Origin of the sequence: Brachybacterium sillae (genome assembly GCF_025028335.1) — a bacterium.
Lineage (GTDB): Bacteria > Actinomycetota > Actinomycetes > Actinomycetales > Dermabacteraceae > Brachybacterium > Brachybacterium sillae.
Map to the genome: position 1 here is coordinate 1,133,963 of NZ_JAFEUW010000001.1, position 20,450 is coordinate 1,154,412.

A 20,450-nucleotide genomic window follows, 5' to 3' on the forward strand; every position below is an offset into this window, starting at 1 on the left:
CTACGATGCCACGCGTGACTGCCGATCTCCCCCTCGCGCTGCAGCGCGAGATCGACGAGCTCGGCGGGCGCGGACTGCGGGCCGCGGCCGCCGCGGCCCGACGCGAGGTGACCGCCGAGGTGCCCGGTCAGGAGCCGCCGCTGATCGACCCGGTGCCGGTGGTGCTGACCGCCGGGGACTGGCAGGAGTTGACCGCCGGGTTAGTGCAGAGGGCGCGTCTGCTCGATGCGATCCACGCCGACCTGTACGGTGCGCGCACGATCCTCGCCGCCGGGGTGGCGCCCGCCCCGGAGCTGTTCGCCGACGCGGGGTACGTGCGGGCGGCGACGTCGATCCCGCCGCGCGGCCCCCGCCACCTGGTGGTTCTCGCGGTGACGGTGGTGCGCACCTCCGACGGGCACTGGGCGGTGCGCGGCGTGCAGGCGGACGTCCCGACCGGCGCGGGGCTGGCCCTGGAGATGCGCCGGGTCATCTCCCGCACCGCGCCGACGCTGCTGCGCTCGACCGCCCTGCAGCGCCTGCATCCGTTCTACGACCGGTTGCGCTCCGCCCTGGGGCGCCGCACCGGCCATGGCGGCCTGCCCGGCCGGGCGGTGGTGTTGACCGACGGCGGAGATGCCCGGTCGGCCTTCGACCACCGCTGGCTCGCGAACCTCCTGGGGTGGCCGACGGTCACCGGGACCGACCTGGCGGTCCGCGACGGGGAACTCCGACTCCAGGGCACCGGCGTCGGCAGCGCCCCGCGCGTCGACGTGGTGGTGCGGATGGTCCCTTCGACAGCGGTCGACCCCCTGGAGCTGGGCCCGGGTCCGTTCCCCGGGGTCGCGGGGCTGGTGGAGACCGCCCGCCGCGGAGAGGTGGAGGTGGTGAACCCCGTGGGTGCGGGGATCCTGGAGAACCGCGCCCTGGCCGTCGCCCTGCCCGACATCTGCCGGCACCTGTTGCACGAGGACCTCCTGCTCCCCACCGCCTCCTCGGACCAGGAGATCGCTGAGGTGCCGTCGCTCGGCGCCGCGGCCGCGGCCGACACCACCCCCTCGACCGGGGCGGTGTCGCTGGTGGGGCGGCCGGTGGAGCTGCAGCTGATGGTGATGGACACCGGGGACGGTTTCGCCGTGCTGCCCGGTGGCATCGCCCGGACCCTCGATGACGCGCCGGAGGCGTGGAAGGACGTGTGGGTGCTGGTGGCGGAGGAGGAGCCCGCCTCCTCGGGGTCGGCCCCTGCGGATCCGGCCGCCGCGGGACCCCCGGCGGACGGCCCGGAGGACGATGCGGTGGAGGCTCCGCTGATCGCCCCGGCGCCGATGACCCGCCGGATCGCCTCGGATCTGTTCTGGTTCGGCCGCTACCTGGAGCGGGTGGACTTCACGGCTCGTCTGCTGCGCACCGTCGAGGACCACGCCACCGACCTCGGTGCGGAGAGCTCCGCCACCGCGCGCACCGCGCTGGAGGTGTTGCTGCACGCGGTCACCGACGCCACCACCACGTTCCCCGGTTTCCATGAGGTCGACACCACCGACCGTCGCAGTGTGCGGGAGGAACTTCTCAGCGTGGCCCTGTCCCCCACTCGCCTGGGGGCGCTGGGCCAGTCGTTCACCGCTCTGGAGGGCACCGCCCGGAACCTCCGGGATCTCGTCACCGACGACATCTGGGGCGTGCTGTCGCTGATGTCGGACGAGCTGCGCACCCCCCGCCCGGCGGCGGAGGGCGAGCCGTCATCGGCGCTGTCGGCGGCCCTGTCGCGGGTGGTGATGGGCACCCATGCGCTGAGCGGCGCGGTCGGCGACACGATGGTCCGCTCCGCCGGGCGGGACCTGCTCGACGCCGGGCGGCGGATCGAGCGGGCGAGTGCGACGCTGCGGCTGCTGCGCGCGACCCTGTCACCGCGCCACGACCGCGCCATCGAGGCCCGGGTGGCAGCAGCGGTGGCCGCCACCACCGGCACCGCCTCGGCGTACCGTCGCACGCACCATGCGGCGCTGCGACCACGTCTGCTGCTGGACATGCTGCTCCACGACATGACCCTTCCCCGCTCCGTCGCCGCGCAGCTGGAGCAGCTGGTCGCCGACGTGGAGCGCCTGCCCGAGACCGCCGGGGTGTCGTCCGTGCCCGGGCGCCTGCGGGCGCTGCGGCAGCGGGTCGCGGGCTGGAACGCCGCCCAGCTGCTCGCCGCGCCGGCCGAGGACGGCCCGATCCCGAGCGATCCTCCGGAGCCCGCCCTGGCCGCCGAGATCGAGGCGGCGCTCGGCGAGCTGCGGGAGCTGTCCCGCGCCCTGGAGGAGGACCTGTTCTCCTCTCCCGAGATGCTCTCCCCCTGGGGGTTCGACGATGTCTGAGCGGCCACGCCCGCTGATTCCCTTCGCGTCCGCCGATGCCCCGGAGCCCGCCCCGGTGACGTACCGGGTGCACCACCTGACGCGCTATCGGTACCACCCGCAGCCGGTCTCCCGCAATTACGGGCGGGCGCATGTGGAGCCCCGCGCCACCCCGTATCAACGGGTGCTCTCCCACACCCTCACGGTGGAGCCCGCGGCCGCCGTGCTCACCGCCCACACCGACTTCTACGGCAACTCCTCGACCTTCCTGCTGGTCGACGGCCCCCACGACTCACTGGATGTGCACTCCCGCACCCGCGTGCAGGTGGAGGCCCGGCGCTATCCGATCGAGCGCATGAGCGTGCCGTGGGAACAGTGCCGGCCCGAGCACTGGGGCCCGCTGATGCCGCCCGAGAGCCATGACTTCGTGCTGCCCTCCCCACGGATCCGCACCGTGCCGGGGGTGCGGGAGATCGCCGAGCGGGTGTTCACACCGGGTCGGCCCGCCGGATCCTGCCTGGCGGATCTCACGCATCTGATCCACACCGAGTTCACGTACTCCACGACTGCCACCACGGTCTCGAGCACCCTGGAGGACGTGCTCGCCGCACGGCAGGGCGTGTGCCAGGACTTCTCCCACGTCGCGATCGCGGTGGCACGGTCGGTGGGCCTGGCGGCCCGGTACGTCTCGGGGTATCTGCGCACGGCGACCCGCCCCACCAGCGACCCCGACGCGCTCGGCACCACCCCGGCAGATGAGGGCATGATCGGTTCGGCGGCATCCCACGCCTGGGTGAGCGTGCTCGTGCCCGGGGCCGGATGGGTGGACATCGATCCGACGAACAACACCTTCGTCGATCAGCGGTTCGTCACCACCGGCTGGGGACGCGACTACAGCGACGTTCCGCCGCTGAAGGGCATCGTCGTCGGCCCCAAGGGGGCCCGTTCCACCCTCTCGGTGGCGGTGGGGGTGGTGCCGGAGGCCGATGACGCCTGACACATCGGGTAACGCCTGACACACAGCGCCATCGACCCCACCGCGGGGCGGGGGCCTCTCGCTAGCCTGGGAACACCCGCCGACCGAGAAGACGAAGGTGCGATGAGCGAGACGACCGCTGCGAGCGAGACCACCCCCACCACCCAGCCGTTCCGCCTGGCCGTGATCGGTTCGGGCCCCGCCGGGGTGTACGCCGCCGAGACCCTGCTGCGTTCCGAGCCGGTGAAGTCCGGGGCCCTGCGCGTGGAGATCGACCTCTTCGACCAGCTGCCCACCCCCTTCGGGTTGATCCGCTACGGCGTGGCCCCCGACCACCCGCGCATCAAGGGCATCATCACCGCGCTGCACCGCATCCTGGGCCGTGGGGACATCCGCTTCCTGGGGAACGTGGAGTTCGGGCGCGACCTCACCCTGGAGGACCTGCACCAGCGCTACGACGCCGCGATCTTCGCCACCGGTGCGCTGAAGGACGCCCAGCTCGACATCCCCGGCATCGATCTGGAGGGCTCCTACGGCGCCGCCGATTTCGTCGCCTGGTACGACGGCAACCCCGACTACCCGCGCACCTGGCCGCTGACGGCGCAGGAGGTCGGCGTGATCGGCAATGGCAACGTGGCGCTGGACGTGTCGCGGGTGCTGGCGAAGTCCGCCGATGAGCTGCTGCGCACCGAGATCCCCGCCAACGTCTACGACGGGTTGAAGGCCGCCGCCACCACCGATGTGCACGTGTTCGGGCGCCGCGGTCCCGCCGACGTGAAGTTCTCCCCGCTGGAGACCCGCGAGCTGGCCCACCCGCGCGGGGTGCAGATCGTGCTGGACCCGGAGGACTTCGCGGACATCACCCCGGAGGAGCGTGAGCGCATCGCCGCGGACAAGCGCACCGACCAGGTGTACGCCACCTTCGAGGGCTGGCTGCAGGAGCAGCAGGCCCGTGAAGCCGCCGGGCAGGAGCCGACCGACAGCTACGGCGGCCCGGTGCAGCGCCGTCTGCACCTGCACTTCTGGCACCGCCCCGTTGAGGTCCTCGGCGAGGACGGCCGCGTCGTGGGCATGCGCTTCGAGCGCACCCGCCGCACGGAGGACGGCCGGGTGGAGGGCACCGGCCGCATCGTCGACGTCCCGCTGCAGGCCGTGTACCGCGCCGTCGGTTACTTCGGCTCCGAGCTGCCCGGGGTGCCGTACGACCCCCAGCGCGGCGTGATCCACAACGACGCCGGCCGCATCACCACCGCGGAGGGGAAGCTGCTCACCGGCCTGTACGCCAACGGGTGGATCAAGCGCGGCCCCGTGGGTCTGATCGGCGCCACCAAGTCCGACGCCCTCGAGACCATCACCAGCCTGCTGGAGGACATCGACTCCGGCGTGCTGCTGCCGGCCGCGGACCGAGACCCCGACTCGGTGGTGCGGCTGCTCGACGAGCGCGGTGTGCAGTACACGACGTGGGACGGATGGATGGCCCTCGACGAGCACGAGCGCGGGCTCGGTGCCGCGGCGCTGGACGCCGAGGGGCAGCCCCGCGCCCGGGTGAAGGTCATCGAGCGCGAGGAGATGGCGCGGATCGAACGTGAGGCGGTGGCGCGGGCGCGCACGGCAGACTGAGACCCTCAGCTCCCGTCGCCGACGCCCCCGGAGGATCCGGTGCCCACTCCACCCTCGCACTCCCTCGCCACCCTGGCCCCGGCCCCGGCCCGGTCGGCCCTGGTCCACCTGCACGCGGCCGGGGTGTCGCTGCTGGTGGATGTCACCGATGGGCGCTCCCCCGCGGTGCTCCACTGGGGTGCGGCGCTGCCGGACCTGGGCGAGCAGGAGGCTCGGGGGCTGCGCCTGGTCACGACGCCGGTGCGGGTGGAGAACACCGTCGATGCGCCGCTGCGCACCGCGATCCTGCCGCAGGCCGCCGACGGCTGGCCCGGACGGCCCGGCATCGACGGCGGCCGGATCGACGGCACCGCCTTCTCCCCGCGGCTGATCACCCGCTCCCTGACCTCCTCCGGCCGGGACCTCCCGCTGGATGACTCCCTGCACGATCTCGGGGCAACAGCCCTCACCATCGACCTGGAGGACCCCGACAGCGGTCTTGCGGTGCAGCTCGAGATCGAGATGTTGCCGAGCGGTCTGCTGCGCCAGCGCGCGCGCCTCACCAACACCGGCCAGACCCCGTACAGCCTGCGGTCCCTGACCCTCACGCTCCCCACTCCGCTGGAGGCCGATGAGATCCTCGATTTCGCCGGCCGCTGGGGCAAGGAGCGCACACCGCAGCGGCGGGAGATGACCGTCGGGATGCATCTGCGGGAGACCCACAAGGGCCGCACCGGGTTCGACTCCGCGTATCTGCTGCATGTGGGGCGCCGCGGCTTCGGGTTCCGCCGGGGTGAGGTGTGGGCGGTGCACACCGCGTTCTCCGGCAACCACGTGCACCTGGCCGAGCGCACCCCCACCGGGCTGCAGGTGATCGGTGGCGGGGAGCTGCTGATGGCCGGGGAGGGGCTGCTGGGCCCCGACGAGTCCTACGACTCCCCGTGGGTGTACGGGGCATGGTCGGCCGATGGACTCGACACCATCGCGCACCGCTTCCACCGATACCTGCGCTCCCGGCCGCAGCACGTCAGCACCGACCGGCCCGTGTCACTCAACGTGTGGGAGGCCGTGTACTTCGACCATGACCGGCCGCGCCTGACGGACCTCGCCGACCGCGCCGCCGCCCTCGGTGTCGAACGGTATGTGCTCGATGACGGCTGGTTCGGGTCCCGCCGCGATGATACCTCCGGGCTCGGCGACTGGGTCGTCTCCCCCGACGTGTGGTCCGACGGCCTGGCACCGCTCGCCGAGCATGTGACCGGGCTCGGCATGCAGTTCGGTCTGTGGTTCGAACCGGAGATGGTCAATGAGGACTCCGACGTCGCCCGTGCCCACCCGGACTGGCTGCTCACCCCGTCGGCGGAGCGTCTGCCCGTGCAGTCCCGCCACCAGCAGGTCCTGGACCTCACGAACCCCGCGGCGTACGCCCATCTGCGGGACCAGATGGTCGCGGTGATCGAGTCTGCGCCGATCTCCTACCTCAAATGGGATCACAACCGCGATCTGCTGGAGCCGGGCAGCCGTCGTGACGGTCAGGCGCGGGCCGCCGCCCACGCACAGACCCTCGCCGCCTACCGGCTCATGGACGAGCTGAAGGAACGCTTCCCCGGCCTGGAGATCGAGTCGTGCTCCTCCGGAGGCGGGCGCATCGACCTCGGAGTCCTGGAGCGCACCGACCGCGTGTGGGTCTCCGACTGCATCGACCCCCTGGAGCGGCAGCAGATGCAGCGGTGGACCGCCCAGCTGATCCCGCTGGAACTGATGGGCTGCCACGTCGCCTCCGGTCGTTCCCACACCACCGGGCGCCTGCACAGCCTCGACTTCCGCGCGGGCACGGCACTGTTCGGCCACATGGGCATCGAATGGGACCTGGCGCAGGCCACCGAGGAGGAGCTCACCGCCCTGCGGGCGTGGATCGAGGTGTTCCAGCAACGCCGGGAGCTGCTGTTCACCGGCGATCTGGTGCGGGCCGACCGCAGCGCCGACCCGCAGACGGAGGAGTCCCTCAGTGTGCAGGGCGTCGTCGCCGCCGATGGATCCGAGGGCCTGTTCGCGGTGGCGTCGCTGCGGCGCTCCGGGGTCTCCCCGCGGGAGCGTGTGCGGCTGCCGGGCCTCGACCCCTACCGGGCCTACACGGTGCAGGTGCTGATGCCGGGTGGGACCCCGTCAGGGTGGCGGGAGCCCGCCTGGATGGCCGACGCGGCGGACGGCCACGCCCCGGTGCTCTCGGGCCGCGCCCTCGAGATGGTGGGCCTGGCCGCTCCCCTGCTGGATGCGGAACAGCTGGTCCTGCTGGAGGTCACGGCCGACGACGGCCGCTGACGCGGCGCGTGGTTCTCCTCAGCGCCGCAGGGTCGCGAGGAACGCTCCGATCCGGTCGATCGCCGTCTCCAGCACGTCGACGCTCGGCAGGGTCACCAGGCGGAAGTGGTCGGTGCCGGCGTAGTTGAAGCCGCTGCCCTGCGTCACGAGGATCTTGGTGCTGCGCAACAGGTCGAAGGCGAACTGCTCGTCGTCGGTGATCGGGTACATCTCCGGGTCGAGCCGCGGGAACATGTACAGCGCTCCCCGGGCCTTCTCCACCTGCACCCCGGGGATGTCGCTCAGCCCCTCATAGGCGACATCCCGCTGCTCGCGGAGCCTGCCGCCCGGCAGCACCAGGTCGTTGATGGTCTGGTAGCCGCCCAGCGCAGTGGCGATCACGTGCTGCGCCGGGACGTTGGCGCACAGTCGCATGTTCGACAGGGTGGTGAGTCCCTCGAGGAAGCTCGCGGCGTCGTCCTGCGGGCCGTACAGCACCATCCAGCCGGCGCGGAATCCCGCCACCCGGTACGCCTTGGACAGGCCGTTGAAGGTGATGGACAGCAGATCCGGGGCGAGTCGCGCGATCGGCACATGCACCGCGTCGTCGTAGAGGATCTTGTCGTAGATCTCGTCGGACAGCAGCAGCAGGTCGTGTTCCCGGGCGATCTCGACGATGCCCTCCAGCACCTCCTGCGGGTAGACCGCCCCGGTGGGGTTGTTCGGGTTGATCACCACGATCGCCTTGGTCCGTGGCGTGACCTTCGCGGCGATGTCCTCGAGGTCGGGCCACCAGTGGTTCTGCTCGTCGCAACGGTAGTGCACGGCGGTGCCGCCGGCCAGCGACACGGACGCCGTCCACAGGGGGTAGTCGGGGCTCGGCACCAGGATCTCGTCGCCGTCGTCGACCAGCGCCTGGCAGACCATCGCGATCAGTTCGGAGACGCCGTTGCCGAGGTAGACGTCCTCGAGGTCGACCCCGGGCATCCCGAGGGTCTGGTAGTACTGCGCCACGGCGCGGCGCGCCGACGGGATGCCCTTGGAGTCGGAGTAGCCCTGCGCGGTGGGCAGCGCGCGGATCATGTCGACGAGGATCTCGTCGGGCGCCTCGAAGCCGAACGGGGCCGGGTTGCCGATGTTCAGCTTCAGCACCTTCTGCCCGGCGGCCTCCATCCGGGCGGCCTCGGCTAGCACCGGGCCGCGCACGTCGTAGCTGACGCCGGAGAGCTTCGAGGACTGGGTGAGCGGCATGGATGCTCCTGGGTCGAGGGGGCCGGGGCCGGGGTCCGGGAGGGCCCAGGCTAGTCCCCGTGGGGCGTGGTCCGCGTCACCGTTCCGGGGTCGGATGTCGTGGGTCAGACCTCGCCGGCGGGTACCGGCGCGCGGCGACGCCGGGCCTCCCGCAGCCTCTCCCGCAGGCGGCGCATGCTGCGCAGGATGCGGTAGGCGATGTATCCGCCGATGAGCAGCAGGACAAGCGCGAGGGCACCCGCCACCAGCGGCACGGTGATCGTCAGCAGACCCATCACCAGGGCCAGGAGATCCTCCCCGGTGGAGACGACGACGTTGGAGACCGGCTCCGGGGAGACGTTCACCGCGGCGCGTGCCGTGGACTTCGCCGCGTGTGCACCCAGGGCCGCCCCACCGCCCAGCAGCGCCATGACGATCGCGTTGACCACGTCGGTCTCCCCTGCCAGCAGGTACCCGAGCACCGCCCCGGCCAGGGGCCGCACCACCGTGTTCAGCTGGTCCCAGAAGGAGTCGAAGTAGGCGATCTTGTCGGCCGCCAGATCCACCAGCAGCAGCACCGCGGCAACGACGAGCACATCGGTGCGCTGCAGCACCGTCGGCACCTGTTCGAGCCCGAACACGCGGCCTGCCAGGCCCAGCAGGAAGATCATGAAGTACGGCCGGATCCCGCTGACCCAGCCGGACCCCAGGGACATCAGCGTCGCTTCCATCCGGTCTCCTCGTCTCGCGCCCGCCCTTCCGCCGGGCGCGGAGGCGGTGCATCAGCCCCATCATCGCGGCCGATGCATCGCCGGTCCATCTCAGACGCCCGCGACCCCGAGCAGCGAGCCGATCGCATACGTCACGCCCATCGCCAGCAGACCGCCGATGATGGTGCGGACGGTCGCGCGGCCCGCGGCCGCCTGCCCCAGCCGCGCACTGATCAGGCCGGTCAGGGCCAGGCCCACCACCACGGCGAGCATGGTGGCGAGGATCCGCCATCCTCCGGGCACCAGCAGCGCCGCCAGCAGCGGCAGCAGACCGCCGATGGTGAAGGCGACGAGGCTGGCGATCGCCGCGTGCATCGGGGAGGCGATGGTGTCCTCGTCCATGCCCAGGCGCACCCGCGCGTGGGCGTCGAGTCCGTCATGCGCGGTCATGCGCTCGGCCGCCTGCCGGGCGAGGTCCCGCGGCACCCCCGTCTCCTCCAGGGCGACGGTGAGGTCCTCCAGCGCCTTCTCCGGCCGCTCGGCGAGGTCCCGGCGGGTGCGCTGCAGCATCGCCGTCTCGGTGTCCTTCTGGGTGGAGACCGAGACGAACTCCCCCATCGCCATGGACAGGGCACCCGCGGTGAGGGCAGCGGTGCCGGCGACGGCGATGGCGCTGAGGGTGGGGGTGGCGGCGGCGACACCGATGACCATGCCGGCCACGGACACGATCCCGTCGTTGGCACCGAGGACGCCGGCGCGCAGCTGGTTGATGCGCTGCGAATGCTCCTCGCGGGAGTGCTCGGCGGGGGACGTCTCGCCCGGTGTGGATGCCGGGGAGCGCACGCGCTCGCGGACGTCGTCAGGGATGCTCATGACCGGGACGCTAGGAGGGGGCGCCGACCCTCGCAAGCAAGCTGAGGCTTGCCTTCGTTGCAGGTCAGAGGGCTACGGTGGGGTCCATGACCGCCCGTTTCCGCCGCCCGGCCTCGCTCTCCCCCGCCCGGGCCGATCAGATCCCCGGCGCCCCCGATCCGGCGGAGGTGACGGACCTCGCACACCGCAGCGCCGCGGCCCTGCTCGACGGGGTGCGACACAGCGAGGACCCGGAGACGGTGGACCGCGTGGTGGGCCTCGCCCGCACGGAGGGTCTGGGGGATCTCGCGACGCTGTGGTCGGCCGCGCCCGCGGACTCGCTGCCCGGGGCTCTGTGGCGGATGTACGTGCTGCACACGTGGGCTCAGCGGGACCCGCAGGACCTGCTGCGCCGTTACGAGCTGGGCAGCACCACGGTGCCGGGGCTGCAGCTGTTGGCCGGGTTCAGCGATCCTCCGGATGTCGATGCGGTGCGGCGCACCCTCGACCGGATTCTGCGCGGTGCGTTCATCGGAGACCTCGGTCTGGCGCTGCGCCGGGCGGGCGCAGTGGCGGTGATCGCGGCGCACGGGTCGGCCCATCTGGCCGATCAGGAGGTCGACGGCGAGCGCGCTGCTGGCCTCACCACCCAGGCCCGCCGGTTGCTCGACACCGGGGAGGACCTCATGAGTGCGGGCCGCGCGGAAGACGCCGGAACCCTCACCTGAGTGGGCACCCGACCGCACGGCTGATCGGCCTCCCGTTCCTGCGCGCGCTGTCCCGGCGACGATCCCCTACACTGGTCGGCGCGCCGGGCCGCGGTTGCCCCGGGCTCCAACATCTGCCGCTACGAGCGGCCTTCGCGCCGTCAGGCGCATCCCGGTCCGGCGCGTCACGACCCACGGAGGTGCGGTGAGTCTCTTCCCGCGGCGCTTCGAACAGCCCCTGTACGACCTGTTCGGCGACCTGGCACAGCTGCTGGTCGCGAGCACGGAGGCGCTGTCCCGCACCCTGGCCGACCCCGTTCGCGAACGCACCCGCATGGCCGCGCGGCTCCACGAGCACGCCTCCCAGGGGGCGGAGCTGTCCCGTCGGGTCTCCAGCCGCCTCACCGACGCGATCATCACCCCGTATGAGGCGGAGGTCCTCCACGGCCTCGCCGGTGCGATGGCGGATCTGCTCGACTCCCTCGACCGGGTGGGCGACCTCGTCGTGCTGTTCCGCCTGCGCAGCGTCCCGACACCGGTGCTGGAGGTGGCGCAGCAGCTGGAGCGCGCCGCCGAGATCATCGTGCGCGCCACCTGGACGCTGTCGCGCACCCCGCGGGGCGGGGAGCTGGTGCTGGAGATCCGCCGTGTCGAGAGGCATGCGGGACAGCTGCTGCGACGTTCCCGCGCCGAGCTGTACGACGGCGGCGGCAGCTCCGCCGATCTGCTGCGCCGACGGGACGTGCTCGACGAACTGGAGCGCTCCCTGCGGCACCTGACCGGGATCGCCCGCACGGTGGACCTGCTGCGCATCAAGGACGCCTGAGCGATGGCGGATCCGCTGCTCCTGGTGACGGTGGTCCTGATCGCAGCGCTGGCGTACCTCAACGGTCTCCACGACGCCTCCAACGCGATCTCCACCTCGATCGCCACCCGCACCCTGCGGGAGTCGACGGCCCTGCGGTACGCCGCGGTGCTGAACCTGTTGGGGGGGTTCATCGGCCTGGGCCTGGCCGCCCTGACCGGTGGGGCGGCGGCGAGGGTGCTGCATCTGCCGGACCCCTCCACGGTGACCGATCCCGCGCTGGCGCGGACGCTGCTGCTGGCCCTGGCCAGCGGTGTCGGCGCGGCGTTCACCTGGGGTGTGGTGACCTGGTGGATCGGTATGCCCTCCTCCACGTGGCAGGCGCTGGCGGGGGGCCTGGGCGGCTCCCTGCTGGGGGTGGGGCTGGCCGCCGACTGGTCGACCCGGTTGCTCCCGCTGGTGGCTCCCGCTCTGCTCACCCCGCTGCTGGGGGCCGCGGTCGCGTTCCTCGCCGTCCAGGGCCTCGCCCGACTCGCCGCCTGGGACCGGGTGCGCACCGACCACCTGCGGTTCGCGCAGACCGTCTCCGCAGGGTCCGTCGCGGTCGGTCACGGTGTGCGGGACGTGCTGATCCCGGCCTCCGCCCTGGTGCTGGCCGTCGGGTTGTACGAGCGCAGCGGGGCGACGACAGTGACCGACGGAGCGCTGCTGCTCGGCATCGGGCTGCCCGCCTCCGCGGTGCTCATCGCGGCGGGCACCCTCACCGGCGGGCACCGCATCATCCGCACCCTCGGGCGTCGTCTCACCCAGCTCACCACCGTCCAGGGGCTTGCGGCGGAAGCTGCGACCGCGGTCCTGCTGGCGGGTGTGCTCATCGCCCCGACCGCCCCGATCTCCCTCAGCCAGACGCTCGCCTGTGGCGTGGTCGGCGCGGGCCTGGCCACCGGTCGCCGGGCCGTGCGCTGGCGCATCGTGGGCCGGATGGTGCTGGTGTGGGTGGTGACCCCGCCGATGTGCGCCCTGCTGGGGCTGGTGGCCACCCGGATCGTGGTGAACAGCGTCGGGATATCCTGACCGGGTGACGTCCTCAGAGCGCCCCCGACCGACCTACGGCCTGCCCGGTCCTGCCCCCGCGCCCGGTTCTGACGCTCCGGGAGCGCACGGGGCGTTCGGCTCCGCCGATCCCGGCCCGGTCGGCCCCGGGGCATCAGGCCCTGGACCCGTCGGCGCAGGGCCGGCGGGGGCCACCGCGTGGGCACCCTCCCCCTCCCCCGCGCCCGTGTCCGCACCGCGGCGACGCAAGGGGCTCATCCCGCTGATCCTCGGTCTGCTGAGCATGCTGGTGGGCGCCCCCGCCGCTGTGCTCATCGGGATCGCCGTGGCCGTCGGGAGCATGGTCGGCCACGTGACGGAGCAACCCCCGACGGTGCCGCCGACCGGTCTCACCGTCGAGGCCGAGGCGCAGCAGATGTTCCTGGTGATGGTCCCCTCGGAGCAGTCGGCGGACACGACCTGCACCGCCACCTCCCCTGAGCAGGCGGCCCTGACCACCGTTCCGGCCGGCAACGACCCGGTGGTGCTCGCCGATGGGCGTTCCTACACCCCCGTGGTGGGCGTCGGGACCCTCGAGGCCACCCCCGTGACGGTGCAGTGCGAGGGACCGGGGGCGGCCGGTGCCGTGGTGATGGGCCCGCTGGGGATCATGGAGATGGGCCTCCCGCTGCTGATCGGCCTCGGTGTCTCCCTGCTGCTGGGGCTGCTGGGTCTGGGGCTGACGATCCTCGGGATCGTGCGGCTGCTGCGCTCGCGCCCAGGGGCCGGCGCCTAGAGTGACGGAGAGAGCCACCCGAGCCTGTGCCCCCTGAGCACGGGCCACGCGAGGATCGAGGGAGAACTGTGAGCATGCACCCCCGGGCCGGGAAGCCGGCACAGAGCGAGGACCTGGTCGACATCGACGCCCTGCTCGATGCGTACTACGACCGCCACCCCGACCCGGACAACCCCGACCAGGCCGTCGCCTTCGGCACCAGCGGCCACCGCGGCTCGAGCCTCGACGGCGCCTTCTGCGAGGACCACATCGCCGCCACCACCCAGGCGATCGTCGAATACCGGGCCGCGCAGGGCATCCGCGGTCCCCTCTTCATCGGCCGCGACACCCACGCACTGTCCCGCCCGGCCTTTGACACCGCCCTCGAGGTACTGATCGCCAACGACGTCACCGTGCTGGTCGACGCGCAGGACACCTACACCCCGACCCCGGCGGTGTCCCACGCGATCCTGCGCCACAACCGTGACCGTTCCGCTGACGATGGGCAGCGCGCCGACGGCATCGTCGTCACCCCCAGCCACAACCCGCCGCGGGACGGCGGCTTCAAGTACAACCCGCCGCACGGCGGGCCGGCCGACACCGACGCCACCGGATGGATCCAGGACCGCGCCAACGCGCTGATCCGGGAGGGCCTGGGCGGGGTGCGCCGGGTGGAGCGTCAGACGGCACTGGACCGGGCGGAACGGTACGACTACCTGCACACCTATGTGGAGGACCTGCCGAACGTGGTGGACCTCGAGGCGATCCGTCAGGCGGGTGTGCGCATCGGGGCCGATCCCCTGGGTGGTGCGTCCGTCGACTACTGGGCGCTGATCGCGGAGATGCACGACCTCCATCTCGAGGTGGTCAACCCCGTGGTCGACCCCCAGTGGGGTTTCATGACCCTGGACCGCGACGGCAAGATCCGCATGGACTGCTCCAGCCCGTGGGCGATGGCGTCTCTGCTGGAGCGACGCCACGAATACGACATCGCCACCGGCAACGACGCCGATTCCGACCGCCACGGGATCGTCACCCCCGACGGCGGGCTCATGAACCCCAACCACTACCTGGCGGTGGCCATCCGCTACCTGTTCACGCACCGTGACCGGTGGCCCGCCGGGGCAGCCATCGGCAAGACGGTGGTGTCCTCGAGCCTGATCGACCGGGTCGCGTCCTCGCTGGGCCGCTCTCTGCACGAGGTGCCGGTGGGCTTCAAGTGGTTCGTGCCGGGTCTGCTGGATGCGTCCGTCGGCTTCGGCGGCGAGGAGAGCGCCGGAGCGTCGTTCCTGCGACGCGATGGCGGCGTGTGGACCACCGACAAGGACGGCATCATCCTGGCGCTGCTGGCCTCCGAGATCCTCGCCGTCACCGGTCGAACACCCAGCCAGCTGCACGCGGAGCTGGTGGAGGAGTTCGGCGCCAGCGCCTACGCCCGTGTCGACGCGCCCGCCGACCGCGAGCAGAAGGCCCGACTCAAGAAGCTCTCCCCGGAGCAGGTCAGCGCCACGGAGCTGGCCGGCGAGCCGATCCTGCGCAAGGAGACGGACGCCTCCAACGGTGCCGCGATCGGTGGCCTGAAGGTGTCGACGGAGTCGGCATGGTTCGCCGCTCGCCCCTCCGGCACCGAGGACGTCTACAAGATCTACGCGGAGTCCTTCCGCGGCGAGGAGCATCTGGCGCAGGTGCAGCAGGAGGCGGCGGCCGTGGTGAATGCGGCCCTGGCGGGCTGACGCCCACGTCGGAGCCGACCAGGCGGTCGGCTCCGGCGCCGTGTCGGAGTCCACAGCGGGCTTGCGCCGCAGGGGTGAGGTGCCGGACTCTGGTCCACCGGTCAAGAGATCGTCATCGGTGCGCCACACCTTCGCCAGATCGGCATGACACCGAGATCGTCGGCCGGTGAGGGAACAGCGCACGATCGGAAGAGGGAGGTCCGGATGTCCCATCGTGGACGCCGTCCCGCGGGTGCAGCCGCCGCTGCCGCCGCCGCGGGCCTCCTCCTCGTGAGCCCGATCGCCGGTTCGGCCCTGGCGCAACCGCCCTCCGATCCGGGGCCTCCGACGCACCCGAACCATGACTGCGCGCCCCTGGAGCGCCCGTGTCGTCACACCCCCGCCCCGACGCCCACCGAGACGCCGTCCCCGACCGAGGACCCGCCGCCCACCGAGGACCCGACGCCCACCGGGTCACCTTCGCCGACCCCCACCGAAGAACCGACGCCCACGCAGTCACCCTCGCCCACCGAGACTCCGACCCGCACCGAGTCGCCCACGCCGACGCCCACCGAGGATCCGACGCCCACCGAGTCGCCCACGCCGACGCCCACCGGGTCACCCTCGCCGACACCGACCGAGACGCCGGCGCCCACCGAGACTCCGACCCCCACCAAGTCACCGAGGCCGACCCCCTCCGAGTCACCGTCGCCGACACCCACCGAGTCACCCTCGCCCACGCCCACCGAGACTCCGACCGAGTCGGCCCCCGAGGAGACCCCCGAGCAGCCCACTCGCATCGAGGACCCGAGCCCGACGTCGGAGGGCCCCTCCCCGGAGGAGTCGCCGCGCGAGGAGACCGACGATCCGACCCCGTCGTCGGAACCGGAGTCCGCCCCGGTGCCCGAGCGCCGTTCCGAGACCGGTGATGACCCACCAGCGGATGAGGATCAGGAGGACACCGCACCGGCCGCCGCCCCGGACGACCAGCGCCAGAGCCCGGAGCCGCAGCCCGAGGAGACGCAGCCTGCGCCCCTCGCGTCCCCGGAGCAGAACGCGCCCTCCGCCGACGCGCCCCCCGCGCCGTCCAGCACCCCGCCCACACCCCAGCCGTCGGTGAGCACCACCCCCGAGCCCGGAGCCGGACCTGATCGGGCCGAGGGCGGTGACGGGAAACCGGTCACCCCGCAACCCCCGCGCAGTGCCGAGATCTCCGGACCCCGTGACCGCGGCCCACTGGTGATGCTCTATGACGCCTTCGTCACCGACCAGGGTGAGAGCTCGGTGCGGCTGCGGCAGATCCTCATCGGCGCCTTCGCGGTCGGGTTCCTCACCGCGGCCGGCTTCATCGGCGCGACCTGGCATTCCCACAACGTCGCGAGCGCCAGCGCGTCGGCGGTACATCGCGGCCCGCGCCCGGGTCTGCTGGAGAAGGTGCGGCGCCTGCTGGGTCGCTGATCCGCCCGCCCGGCCTCGACGAGGCGTCAGAGGTCACGACGCGGCGATCAGTCCCCCTGCTCCGGTCTGTCGTCCCGCAGCATCCTGCGCAGGTGCAACACCAGCGAGGGAAGGGATCGCTCCATCGTGAGCACGCAGCGGTCGAAGGCCTTCTGCCCGGAGTACCACGGGTCCGGCACCGGCATCTCCTCCTCCCGCGCCGTCACGGGCACGACCGGATCGAACTGCCGCCACAGGGCGACGGTGGGCCGCGCCTCGCCCTCGGGAAGCTGATCGACCTGCCGCCGGATCGTCTCGGCATGCTGCTGCGTCATGGCCAGGACGAGGTCCCACTGGCCGATCTCCGACTGGTGGACGGCCCGCGCCACATGCGGAAACGGCGGCTCGAATCCGGCCCGTGACAACGCCAGTTCGATCCGGGGATCCATCCCGTGCCCCTCCGACTCCCAGCTGGTGCCGGCCGAGGCAACCTCCACCCGGTCCTCGAGGCCCGCGAGGTGCAGGGCACGGCGCAGCATCACCGCGGCGGCCGGGGAACGGCAGACGTTCCCGGTGCACACGGTGAGGACACGCAGGGAGGGCATGGGGTGATTCTCCCAGGTGGGGCCGGGCTCAGATGAACAGCGGGTGACGCCGGCGACCCGAGGACGACCCCCCGGTAGACTCGACGACACGCGGCCCTCGCCGACGGCGGGCGCCGCTGCCGAACGTTCGCGACGATCCCGTCCCACCCAGTCGCCGAGCCCGAGGAGGACCCATGGTCGACATCATCCGCGCCCAGGAGGAGAGCTGGCCGCTGGTCCGTGAGATCCGTCTGCGGTCGCTGAGCTCGGACCCGGCGGCCTTCGGCCAGTCGTGGGAGCGCGAGTCGACCTACGACGACCAGATGTGGCGCCAGCGCGTCCGCGAGGCCGCCTGGTTCCTCGCGGTCGAGGGCGACACCCCGGTGGCCGTCGTCGCCTCCCGTCACGAGCAGGACTCCCCCGCGAACGAGCGTGAGCTGCAGGCGATGTGGGTGAGCCCGGAGTCGCGCAAGCTCGGCATCGCCCAGCAGCTGGCCGAGGCCGTCTTCGCGTGGGCGAAGGAGGACGGTGCCGACACCGTGACGCTGTATGTCGGGCCCGACAACGAACCCGCGCGGGCGCTGTACGAGGCGCTTGGTTTCACCGACACCGGTGACCGCTGGCAGGTGGTCGAGGACGACCCCGCCTCGGCCTGGACGAAGATGGCCCGCGAGATCTGAGCACCCCTCCCTCCCCAGCACCCCACCCCGGCAGAGACGCGAGCCCTTCCATGCCCGAGACCGGTCCCTTCCGCCCCCTGCGCGACCGCCCCCACTGGTCCGCCCGTCTGGAGAACGGCAAGAACCGCCTCGTCGGCACCGCTCTGCGGACGGCCGGCTGGGATGTGCGGTTGCAGCCGTTCCACGGCTACGGAAGCGACGGCACCGTGCGCATCCTGGCCCGCGCCCTGTACGCGCGGCCCGGCACCCCCGCCGACTTCCACGATCAGCCGGTGGTGGACATGCGCAGCATGGCGGTGCGCGGCTGGCGCAACTTCACCTCCCAGGTGGCGCCGTTCCGGAAGGTGCGGATCCTGGTGGACGGCCAGGAGTTCTCGGTGCGGGCCGACCGCGCCGGCATCGTCGACGCCCTGATCCATGTGGACCTGCCGCCGGGCACCCACGAGGTGGTGCTGTCGACCCACCCGGGCAACGAGGTCACCGCCAGTGTGTGGATCGTCGACCCGGCAGAGACCCACGGCCTGGTCAGCGACATCGACGACACGGTGATGGTGACCTGGCTGCCGCGTCCGATGCTGGCGTTCTGGAACGCGTTCGTCGTGCACCAGTCCTCCCGCAAGGTGGTGCCAGGGATGCCGATGCTGTACCAGCGCTTCCGCCGGGAGTACCCGGACGCGCCGGTGATCTACCTGTCCACGGGCGCCTGGAACGTGTTCCCGGTGCTGCAGCGCTTCCTGTTCAAGAACGGGTACCCCGAGGGTCCGATGCTGCTGACGGACTGGGGGCCGACGAACACCGGCATGTTCCGCTCCGGCATGCAGCACAAGGACCGATCGCTGGAGCAGCTGGCGGAGATGATGCCCGGCGTGCGGTGGCTGCTGATCGGTGACGACGGCCAGCACGATCCCGAGATCTACGGCCGCTTCTCCCAGAACCACCCGGATCATGTGCGGGCGGTGGCGATCCGGCAGCTCACCCCATCGGAGCAGGTGCTCGCCCACGGCACCACCCGCCCGATGGAGGAGCCGACCGACCGCGGCCCGGTGCCGACGGTCGAGGCGCCCGACGGCAACGGCCTGCTGCGGGAGCTGCAGCGCATCGACGTGCTCTCGTGAGCCCGTCATGACCGTGGGCATCCGCGACGCCACCGCGGCCGACATCCCCGCGGTGCTGGGCGTGGTGGAGGATGCCTACCGGGGTCGCTCCGGGGTGCGCGGCTGGACCACCGAGGAGGGCCTCGTGCGGGAGGACCGCACCAGTGCCACGGAGGTGCGCGCCCTGCTGGCCGATCCGCGCTCCCAGCTGCTGGTGGCCGTCACGGATGAGCGGGTGGTCGGCTGCTGCGCCGTGCATCCGCTGGATGACGAGCCCGACTCCCCGGTGCTGGAGTTCGGCCTGTTCGCGGTGGATCCCGTGCGGCAGGCCGGGGGCGTCGGCGGCCGGTTGATGGACGCCGCGATCTCGTGGGCCCGGGTGCAGGGCGCCCCGGCGCTGCGGCTGCGGGTGCTGGAGGGTCGGCCCGAGCTGGAGGCCTGGTACGCACGGCGAGGGTTCGCGCCGACCGGTCGCCTGGTGCCGTTCGCCGGCCGTCCCGGCACCCTCGTCGTGGCGGGCACCCGCATGGTGGAGATGGAACGCCCGCTGCAGGACGCCTCCGTAGACTCCCGGGCATGAGGCTTCCGGAGTACACCCCGGCCCCCGACCGCTACGACACGATGCCCTACCGGCGCGCCGGCCGCTCCGGTGTGCTGCTGCCGGCGATCGCCCTGGGACTGTGGCACTCCTTCGGGGAGAGTCACACCCTGGATGAGCAGCGTCAGATCGTGCGCCGCGCCGTGGACCTCGGGATCACGCATTTCGACCTCGCGAACAACTACGGGCCGCCGCCCGGCGCCGCCGAGGCGACCCTCGGCCGCATCCTCAAGGCCGACTTCTGGGGCCTGCGCGATGAACTGTTCCTCTCCACCAAGGCCGGGTACGAGATGTGGCCCGGCCCGTACGGCGACCGCGGCTCCCGCAAGCACCTGCTGGCGAGCCTGGACCAGTCCCTCACCCGTCTGGGCGTCGACTACGTGGACGTCTTCTACCACCACCGCACCGATGCGGACACTCCGCTGGAGGAGACCATGGGCGCGCTCGCCCAGGCGGTGACCTCCGGGAAGGCGCTGTACGTCGGGATCTCGAACTACAGCCCCGAGCGCACCCGCCAGGCCGCCCGCGTCCTGCAGGACCTCGGCACGCCCCTGCTGCTGCACCAGCCGTCGTATTCGATGTTCACGCGGCAGCCGGAGCAGGGGCTGCTGCAGGCGGCCGCGGAGGTGGGTGCCGGAGTGGCAGTGTTCTCGCCGCTGCAGCAGGGGCTGCTGACCTCCCGGTACCTCGACGGCGTGCCGGAGGGGTCGCGGGCGACGCAGGGCCGGTTCCTGCAGCGGGACCAGGCCGAGGACCCGCTCTACCGGGAGCGGGCCCAGGGCCTCGCGGCGATCGCCGAAGAGCGCGGCCAGACGCTCGCGCAGATGGCCCTTGCCTGGGTGCTGCGCCGACCCGAGGTGACCACCGCCCTGATCGGAGTCTCCCGGGTGGAGCAGCTGGAGGAGAACGTGGAGGCGGCGCGATCGGTGGCCTTCACCGATGACGAACTCGAGGCGATCGACGAGTTCGCCGTCGATGGCACCGGGCGGCGCTGAACCCCTGCCTCACTGACCTCCGCCCCAGAGCACGGGGTACTCAGGGCA

At 72.3% G+C, this 20,450-nt stretch carries 18 protein-coding genes; 14 read left to right on the forward strand and 4 right to left on the reverse strand.

Features of this window, described 5'->3' with window-relative positions:
* The first annotated feature begins 5 nt into the window (after nt 1-5).
* The 4 genes from JSY14_RS05275 to JSY14_RS05290 all read left to right on the forward strand — a co-directional run bounded on the left by JSY14_RS05275 (nt 6) and on the right by JSY14_RS05290 (nt 7,212).
* Complete coding sequence (locus JSY14_RS05275; protein ID WP_259557729.1) at nt 6-2,336, forward strand: circularly permuted type 2 ATP-grasp protein; 2,331 nt, start codon at nt 6-8, stop codon at nt 2,334-2,336.
* A complete protein-coding gene (locus JSY14_RS05280; protein WP_259557731.1) occupies nt 2,329-3,312 on the forward strand; it encodes a transglutaminase family protein in 984 nt (327 codons plus the stop codon). The genes JSY14_RS05275 and JSY14_RS05280 overlap by 8 nt, the downstream gene beginning before the upstream one ends.
* Nucleotides 3,313-3,414: 102 nt before the next feature.
* Complete coding sequence (locus tag JSY14_RS05285) at nt 3,415-4,911, forward strand: FAD-dependent oxidoreductase (protein ID WP_259557732.1); 1,497 nt, start codon at nt 3,415-3,417, stop codon at nt 4,909-4,911.
* 39 nt (nt 4,912-4,950) lie between these two features.
* Nucleotides 4,951-7,212, forward strand: coding sequence for an alpha-galactosidase (locus tag JSY14_RS05290; protein WP_259557733.1), 2,262 nt, complete (start codon nt 4,951-4,953; stop codon nt 7,210-7,212).
* Nucleotides 7,213-7,230: 18 nt separating this feature from the next.
* Here the strand turns inward: JSY14_RS05290 and JSY14_RS05295 are convergent, their stop codons facing one another.
* From JSY14_RS05295 to JSY14_RS05305, 3 genes are all read right to left on the reverse strand, one after another.
* On the reverse strand, nt 7,231-8,442 hold the full coding sequence (locus tag JSY14_RS05295; RefSeq protein WP_259557734.1) for a pyridoxal phosphate-dependent aminotransferase: 1,212 nt from the start codon (nt 8,440-8,442) through the stop codon (nt 7,231-7,233).
* A gap of 104 nt (nt 8,443-8,546) precedes the next feature.
* Nucleotides 8,547-9,152 carry a DUF4126 domain-containing protein gene (locus tag JSY14_RS05300; protein ID WP_259557735.1) on the reverse strand — a complete coding sequence of 202 codons (606 nt, stop codon included), beginning with the start codon at nt 9,150-9,152 and terminating at the stop codon, nt 8,547-8,549.
* A gap of 90 nt (nt 9,153-9,242) precedes the next feature.
* Nucleotides 9,243-10,004, reverse strand: a complete 762-nt coding sequence (locus JSY14_RS05305) for a VIT1/CCC1 transporter family protein (protein ID WP_259557736.1) — start codon at nt 10,002-10,004, stop codon at nt 9,243-9,245.
* 86 nt (nt 10,005-10,090) lie between these two features.
* Here JSY14_RS05305 and JSY14_RS05310 point away from each other — a divergent pair, with 86 nt between their 5' ends.
* From JSY14_RS05310 to JSY14_RS05335, 6 genes are all read left to right on the forward strand, one after another.
* Nucleotides 10,091-10,711 (forward strand): hypothetical protein, encoded by a 621-nt coding sequence (locus JSY14_RS05310; protein ID WP_259557737.1) that lies wholly within the window; start codon nt 10,091-10,093, stop codon nt 10,709-10,711.
* Between the two features lie 184 nt (nt 10,712-10,895).
* Nucleotides 10,896-11,516 (forward strand): DUF47 domain-containing protein, encoded by a 621-nt coding sequence (locus JSY14_RS05315; protein WP_259557739.1) that lies wholly within the window; start codon nt 10,896-10,898, stop codon nt 11,514-11,516.
* A gap of 3 nt (nt 11,517-11,519) precedes the next feature.
* The gene (locus JSY14_RS05320; RefSeq protein WP_259557740.1) at nt 11,520-12,569 is read left to right on the forward strand and encodes an inorganic phosphate transporter; all 1,050 of its coding nucleotides are present in this window, start codon (nt 11,520-11,522) and stop codon (nt 12,567-12,569) included.
* Nucleotides 12,570-12,774: 205 nt separating this feature from the next.
* Nucleotides 12,775-13,323 (forward strand): hypothetical protein, encoded by a 549-nt coding sequence (locus tag JSY14_RS05325; protein ID WP_259557742.1) that lies wholly within the window; start codon nt 12,775-12,777, stop codon nt 13,321-13,323.
* 74 nt (nt 13,324-13,397) lie between these two features.
* Entirely contained in the window at nt 13,398-15,035 is a 1,638-nt protein-coding gene (gene pgm, locus JSY14_RS05330) for a phosphoglucomutase (alpha-D-glucose-1,6-bisphosphate-dependent) (RefSeq protein WP_259559559.1), read from the forward strand.
* A gap of 879 nt (nt 15,036-15,914) precedes the next feature.
* Complete coding sequence (locus tag JSY14_RS05335) at nt 15,915-16,472, forward strand: hypothetical protein (protein ID WP_259557744.1); 558 nt, start codon at nt 15,915-15,917, stop codon at nt 16,470-16,472.
* Between the two features lie 47 nt (nt 16,473-16,519).
* Here JSY14_RS05335 and JSY14_RS05340 read toward each other — a convergent pair whose 3' ends face one another.
* Nucleotides 16,520-17,056 carry an arsenate reductase/protein-tyrosine-phosphatase family protein gene (locus JSY14_RS05340; protein WP_259557745.1) on the reverse strand — a complete coding sequence of 179 codons (537 nt, stop codon included), beginning with the start codon at nt 17,054-17,056 and terminating at the stop codon, nt 16,520-16,522.
* Between the two features lie 173 nt (nt 17,057-17,229).
* On the opposite strand from JSY14_RS05340, the gene JSY14_RS05345 reads away from it, so the two are divergent.
* The 4 genes from JSY14_RS05345 to JSY14_RS05360 are packed head-to-tail and all read left to right on the forward strand — an operon-like array spanning nt 17,230 to nt 20,402.
* On the forward strand, nt 17,230-17,715 hold the full coding sequence (locus JSY14_RS05345; RefSeq protein WP_259557746.1) for a GNAT family N-acetyltransferase: 486 nt from the start codon (nt 17,230-17,232) through the stop codon (nt 17,713-17,715).
* Nucleotides 17,716-17,765: 50 nt separating this feature from the next.
* Nucleotides 17,766-18,830 carry an App1 family protein phosphatidate phosphatase gene (locus tag JSY14_RS05350; protein WP_259557747.1) on the forward strand — a complete coding sequence of 355 codons (1,065 nt, stop codon included), beginning with the start codon at nt 17,766-17,768 and terminating at the stop codon, nt 18,828-18,830.
* A 7-nt stretch (nt 18,831-18,837) separates the two neighbouring features.
* Nucleotides 18,838-19,389: a GNAT family N-acetyltransferase gene (locus tag JSY14_RS05355; RefSeq protein WP_259557750.1), complete on the forward strand. Its 552-nt coding sequence runs from the start codon at nt 18,838-18,840 to the stop codon at nt 19,387-19,389.
* Nucleotides 19,386-20,402, forward strand: a complete 1,017-nt coding sequence (locus tag JSY14_RS05360) for an aldo/keto reductase (RefSeq protein ID WP_259557751.1) — start codon at nt 19,386-19,388, stop codon at nt 20,400-20,402. The genes JSY14_RS05355 and JSY14_RS05360 overlap by 4 nt, the downstream gene beginning before the upstream one ends.
* The last annotated feature ends 48 nt before the right edge of the window (nt 20,403-20,450 follow it).